Raw genomic sequence first — 5865 nt, forward strand, 5'->3', positions numbered from 1 at the left:
GCGCGAGCTCGTCGGGATGCTGCTCGAAGTACCGCGTCGTGTCGTTGCGCACCGCGCGCAGCGTCTTGCCCGTGAACGCCCGGCTGATCACCGTCCCGTCCTCCGCGGTGCGCAGGAGCGCGTCCTTGTAGCCCACCGCCGAACGCGCCTCGGGCGTGGCGATGAACCGCGTCCCGACCCACACGCCGTCGGCGCCGAGCGCGAGCGCGGCGGCGAGTCCGCGTCCGTCGAAGATCCCGCCCGCCGCGACGACCGGGACACGCTCGCCGACCGCGTCGACGATCTGCGGCACGAGCGGCATCGTCGCGACCGTGCCGGTGTGGCCACCGGCCTCGGTGCCCTGTGCGACGACGAGGTCGCACCCGGCGTCGACGGCGGCGAGCGCGTGGCGGACCTTGCCGCACATGTTGACGACGAGGATCGAATGGCGGTGGCACTCGTCCACGACCTCGCGCGGCACGCCGAGTCCCGCGACGAGCACGGGAACGCCCTCGCGCACGAGGATGTCGACGTTCGCGCGCATCTGATCCGGCATCGCGGTGAGCAGGTCGACGCCGAACGGCTTGCTGGTCGCGGCCTTCACCGCGCGGATCTCGTCGACCAGCTGCTCGGCACGCATCGTCGACGCGCCGAGGCATCCGAACCCGCCCGCGCCCGACACCGCGGCGACGAGCGCGCTGTACGACACGCCACCCATGCCCGCGAGCATCACAGGGTGCTCGATGCCGAGCGCGTCGGTCAGTCGGGTCTGCACGGGCACACGGTACCGTGAAGGGATGTCCACGCCGCTCGTCGGGGTCATCATGGGCAGCGACTCCGACCTCCCCGTCATGCAGGGCGCGATCGACGTGCTGACCGGGTTCACGGTGCCGCACGAGGTACGCATCGTCTCCGCGCACCGCACACCGGACGTGATGTACGAGTACGCGCGCACTGCCGTGGAGCGCGGGTTGCGGGTGATCATCGCCGGCGCGGGCGGGGCGGCGCACCTGCCGGGCATGACCGCGTCCATGACGCCGCTGCCGGTGATCGGCGTGCCCGTCCCGCTGTCGCGTCTCGACGGGCTCGACTCGCTGCTGTCGATCGTGCAGATGCCCGCCGGGATCCCGGTCGCGACCGTCGCGGTGGGCAACGCACGCAACGCCGGCCTCCTTGCCGTGCGGATCCTCGCGGCGTCGAACCCGTCGCTGCGCGAGATGGTCGAGGCCGACCAGCGGGATCTCGCGAGCGCGGTGCGCGAGAAGGACGAGCGCGTCCGCAAGCAGTTCGAGTAGCGCCCCAGGTCGTCACAATTGTGGATCCGCGCTCAGAGAGCGCGCCGAGCCACAATTGTGGTTGCCGTCAGCGACCTCGCGGGTGGACGAGCCCGGCCTCGTACGCGAAGACGACGGCCTGCACGCGGTCGCGCACACCGAGCTTCGTCAGGACGCGGCCGACGTGCGTCTTCACGGTCGTCTCGGCGACGACGAGGTCGTGTGCGATCTCCGCGTTCGACTTCCCCCGCGCCATGAGCACGAGCACCTCGACCTCGCGCTCGGTGAGCGCGTCGAGTCCGGGGGCAGGCGCGGGTGACGACGGCGGGAGGTTCGACGCGAATCGGTCGAGCAGGCGTCGGGTCACGGAAGGCGCCACGATCGCCTCACCCGCGGCGACCACGTGGATCGCGCCGACGAGGTCCTCGGGCGACACGTCCTTCAACAGGAAGCCGCTCGCGCCGGCACGCAGCGCCTCGACGACGTACTCGTCGAGGTCGAACGTCGTGAGGACGAGGACACGGACGGGGCAGCCGTCTCCCCCGTCCTGCGCGTCGGCGATCCGGCGCGTCGCCTCGACACCGTCGAGGTTCGGCATGCGCACGTCCATGAGCACGACGTCGGGGTGGTGGCGCTCGGCGAGGTCGACGGCCTCGTACCCGTCGCTCGCCTCGCCGACGATCTCGACGTCGTCCTCGGCGTCGAGGATCATCCGGAACCCGTTGCGCACGAGCGGCTGGTCGTCGGCGACGAGCACCCGGATCATGAGCCTCGTGAACGCTCGCGCTCGACGGCGCGCGTTCCCTTCCACGGCAGCGACGCCTGCACCGCGAACCCGCCGCCCGCCCGTGGACCCGCACTGATCTCGCCGCCGAAGAGCGCGACGCGCTCGCGCATCCCGACGAGCCCGTGGCCGCTGCCGGTGCCGTTGCCGACACCGCGTGCCGCGACGGCGGCGGCGCCACGGCCGTCGTCGACGACCTCGACGTCGACGTGGTGGTCGCCGTACCGCACGTTCACGCGCGCGTGCGCCGGGCCCGCGTGCTTCAGCGTGTTCGTCAGCGCCTCCTGCACGATCCGGTACACCGACAGGTCGACCGCGGCCGGGACCTCCTCGGCGTCGCCCTCCACCGCGAGCTCGACGTCCAGGCCGGCGTCGCGCATCTGCGTGACCAACCGGCCGAGCTCGCCGATGCTGGGCTGCGGACGACGGCCGACGTCGTCCGGGACGACGGTGCGCAGCATGCCGAGCAGCCGACGCATCTCGGTCAGCGCGTCGCGACCGGTCTCCTCGATCGTGGTCAGCGCCTCGCGTGCCTGATCGGGCCGGCGATCGACGAGCCGGCGCGCGCCCCCCGCCTGCACGACCATGACGCTGACGTGGTGCGCGACGACGTCGTGCAGCTCGCGCGCGATCCGCGCCCGCTCCTCGCGCACGGCCGCGCGGGCCTGCTCCTCCCGCTCGACCTCGAGCCGCGCCGCGCGCGCCTCCAGCTCCGCGACGTACGCGCGGCGTGTCCGCACGTTGTCACCCAGGGCCCACCCGGCGACGAAGAGGACCGAGTTGCCGACGAAGTGACCAAAGCCGTTGCCGAGCGCGGCGACGCCCGCGAACGCGAGCATCGCCAGCGAGACCGACCGGGGCTCTGACACCGCGACGCAGCCGACGAGGTACGCGACCGCGAGCGTCGACGGACCCTGCGCGTAGCCGAGGAAGTTGAAGATCGACGTCGCGACGACGGCGACGACGAGCGCGGCGATCGGCGCGCGGCGGCGCACGACGATCCCGAGCGCGACGATCGACACCAGGACGTACGCGCCGGCGTCCGTCGCGTGTCGTGCGGACACGCCGGTGCGCGGGTTGAGCGACGCGATCGCCATGCCGAGGTACGCCAACGCCAGCAGCACGTCGTGGACCGCCCGATGCCGCCGGAGCCACGCGACCGGTGGGAGCCGGCCGAAGAGCCCCACGGCCGGGATGGCGTCGCGGTCCCGGGGACGCGCACCGGCGGCGCCGTCGACGAGGGCGGCGCCGCCGGGCACGGGGGGGACCTGCATGCTCAGGTGACTACTCCGTGGTCACCGCGCGCAGCACGTCGAGCCTCGCGGCCCGTCGCGCGGGCAACGCGCCCGCGAGCACGCCGAAGATGCCCGCGATGACGACGATCACGACGAGCGACACCGGCGCGAAGGCGAGCTTGTTGATGCCCTGGTCGCTCAACGCCGTGACCATTGCCCACCCGAAGAAGATGCCGACGACGAGACCGAGCACCGCGCCGAGCAACGCGACGAGCACCGACTCCCACCGGATCGTCGAACGGAGCTGGCGCCGCGACATGCCGACCGCACGCAACAGGCCGACCTCACGCGTCCGCTCGATCACCGACAGCCCGATCGTGTTGGCGATGCCGAACACCGCGATGACGATCGCGAACATCAGCAGCACGTACACCAGGTTGAGGAACTGGTTCACCTGGTCGCCCTGGGAGTGCTTGAACTCGGCGCGGTCCTGCAGCTTCCCGGCCGGGTACTGCTTGACGACCTGCTCGAGACCCTGCCGCACCTGCGCGTTCGGGCCCCCCTCGGTCCGGATGTAGATCTGGCTGTTGAACTGGTCCGGGAAGTTCGCCGCGTACGTCGCGTTGCTGACGACGTAGTTGCCCACACCCGTCTGGTCGAAGATGGCGGCGACCCGCAGCGTCTTCGAGCCGGTCTGCGCGAACTGCACGCGGACCTGGTCGCCGAGCTTCCAGTTGTTGTCGCTCGCGGTGGTCTTCTGGATCGCGATCCCGTCCGTACCGAGATCCGTGATGTTGCCCTTCGACACGAGCAGGTCGAACAGCGAGTTCACCTGCTGTGGGTCGACCGCGATGAGCATCTTCACCGAGCCGTTGATCTTCACCTCACCGGTGCGCACGCCGGACACCGATTTCACGCCCGAGACGGTCTTCAGCTGGTTCTCGAGCGTCAGCGGGAGCTGTCCCTGCCCGAAGCCCTGCGACGTGACGACGTAGTCCGCCTTCATCGACTGGTCGATCGCCGCGTTCACCGACGAGCGGATCGAGGCGCCGAAGATCGTGATGAAGACGACGAGCGCGACGCCGATCATCAGCGCGGCCGCGGTCGCGGACGTCCGCTTCGGGTTGCGCGTCGCGTTGTCGCGCGCGAGTTGGCCCGTCACGCCGCGCATCGCACGGACCGGTACGCCGAGCGCGCTGACGATCGGTCGTGCGAGCACCGGACCGAGGATCGCGACGCCGAGGAAGATGACCGCGGCACCGACGCCGACGAGCGCGATCTGCGACCCGAACAGGCCGCCGAGGAGCATCGCGATCCCGATTGCCGTGACGACACCGCCGGACAGGATCCGAACGGGTGACGTGCTCGACCGGTCGATCGCGACGTCGCGCATCGCGGCGACCGGTGGGATGCGCGACGCGCGCAACGCGGGCGCGACTGCCGCGATCACGGTCACCACGAGCCCCGTCACGTAGGCCCAGATCACCGCGCTGGCGGGCACGACGATCCCGCCGGCGGGGATGTCGATGCCGAGCGCGGCCAGAAGACCCTTCAACCCGCCCGCGAGCGCGATGCCTCCGACGAAGCCGATCGTCGAGGCGACGATGCCGACGAGGACCGACTCGAACAGCACCCCGCCGACGACCTGCTTCCGCACGGCGCCGATCGCGCGGAGCAGCGCCATCTCACGGGTGCGCTGCGCCACGATGATCGAGAACGTGTTGAAGATGATGAACGAGCCGACGAGCAGCGCGACCACGCCGAAGATGAGCAGGAACGTGTTGAAGAACGAGAGTCCCTGCTTGACGTTGCTCTGGTTCTCCGCGGTGATCTGCTTGCCGGTGAGGACCTCGACGTTCTTGTCCAGGCCCTTGTCCTTCAGCGTCCGCTCGATGTTGCGGACGACCTGGGCCTGGGAGACGCCCGAATCGGCTTTGACGTCGATCGCGTCGACCTTCCCGGGCTCGCCGAGCACGCGGCTCGCGGTGTCGGGTGTGAAGCCGACGACGGTCGCACCGAGCAGGCTGCTCGCCTTGCCGAACCCGACCGTCCCGACGAGCACGTACGGCGCGCGACCGGTCTTCGTGACGACCGGGACCTGGTCACCGACGCGGTAGCCGGCGTCCTTCGCGCTCTTCTCGTCGATCACGATCTCGTTCGCGGCCTTGGGTCCGCGCCCGTCGACGATGTGGAACGTCGAGAGCTGACGGTCCGGCAACCAGCTGACGCCGAGCGCGGGCGGGCCCTGCCCCGCCTTGCCGACCGTCTTGTTGCTCTTGTTGATGATCTGTGCGTAGCCCTGCACCGTGCCGTCGGCGGCCTGGACACCGGGCGCCGACCTCACCACCGGCACGAGGGACGCGTCGATGCGCCCGCGCTGCGTCTGGAAGCCCGAGCCGAACGCGGCCTGCTGGCGGACGACGGCGTCGGTGTTCTGGTAGATCGTGCTGAACAGGTTGTCGAACGTGTGCGAGATCGTCGCGGTCAGCACGAGGGTGCCGGAGACGAACGCGACCCCGAGCATGACCGCGACGCCGGTCAGCAGGAACCGGACCTTGCGCGCGAGGACGTTCTTGATCGTCAGCTTCCACAT

Annotated in this window: 5 protein-coding genes; 1 reads left to right on the top strand and 4 read right to left on the bottom strand. The window is 70.7% G+C overall.

The annotated features are described in order from the left end of the window. Nucleotides 1-754: nitronate monooxygenase (locus VFC33_11425; protein HZR13848.1), on the bottom strand; the 754-nt coding region annotated here is incomplete at its 3' end. 22 nt (nt 755-776) lie between these two features. Between VFC33_11425 and purE the strand changes: the two genes are divergently transcribed. Then, nucleotides 777-1274 (top strand): 5-(carboxyamino)imidazole ribonucleotide mutase, encoded by a 498-nt coding sequence (purE, locus tag VFC33_11430; GenBank protein ID HZR13849.1) that lies wholly within the window; start codon nt 777-779, stop codon nt 1272-1274. 67 nt (nt 1275-1341) lie between these two features. On the opposite strand, the gene VFC33_11435 is transcribed toward purE, so the two are convergent. The 3 genes from VFC33_11435 to VFC33_11445 all read right to left on the bottom strand — a co-directional run. Further along, complete coding sequence (locus tag VFC33_11435) at nt 1342-2019, bottom strand: response regulator transcription factor (GenBank protein ID HZR13850.1); 678 nt, start codon at nt 2017-2019, stop codon at nt 1342-1344. Then, nucleotides 2016-3311 (bottom strand): sensor histidine kinase, encoded by a 1296-nt coding sequence (locus tag VFC33_11440; GenBank protein HZR13851.1) that lies wholly within the window; start codon nt 3309-3311, stop codon nt 2016-2018. The genes VFC33_11435 and VFC33_11440 overlap by 4 nt, the downstream gene beginning before the upstream one ends. A gap of 10 nt (nt 3312-3321) precedes the next feature. Then, a partial coding sequence (locus VFC33_11445) for an FtsX-like permease family protein (GenBank protein HZR13852.1) occupies nt 3322-5865 on the bottom strand: 2544 nt, incomplete at its 5' end.

It is taken from the genome of Acidimicrobiia bacterium (assembly GCA_035651955.1).
Lineage (GTDB): Bacteria > Actinomycetota > Acidimicrobiia > IMCC26256 > JAMXLJ01 > JAMXLJ01.

Bases quoted from the DNA above. Each gene is read 5' to 3' on its own strand.
- purE (HZR13849.1), top strand. From the start codon at position 777: ATGTCCACGCCGCTCGTCGGGGTCATCATGGGCAGCGACTCCGACCTC.
- VFC33_11440 (HZR13851.1), bottom strand. From the start codon at position 3,311: ATGCAGGTCCCCCCCGTGCCCGGCGGCGCCGCCCTCGTCGACGGCGCC.
- VFC33_11435 (HZR13850.1), bottom strand. From the start codon at position 2,019: ATGATCCGGGTGCTCGTCGCCGACGACCAGCCGCTCGTGCGCAACGGG.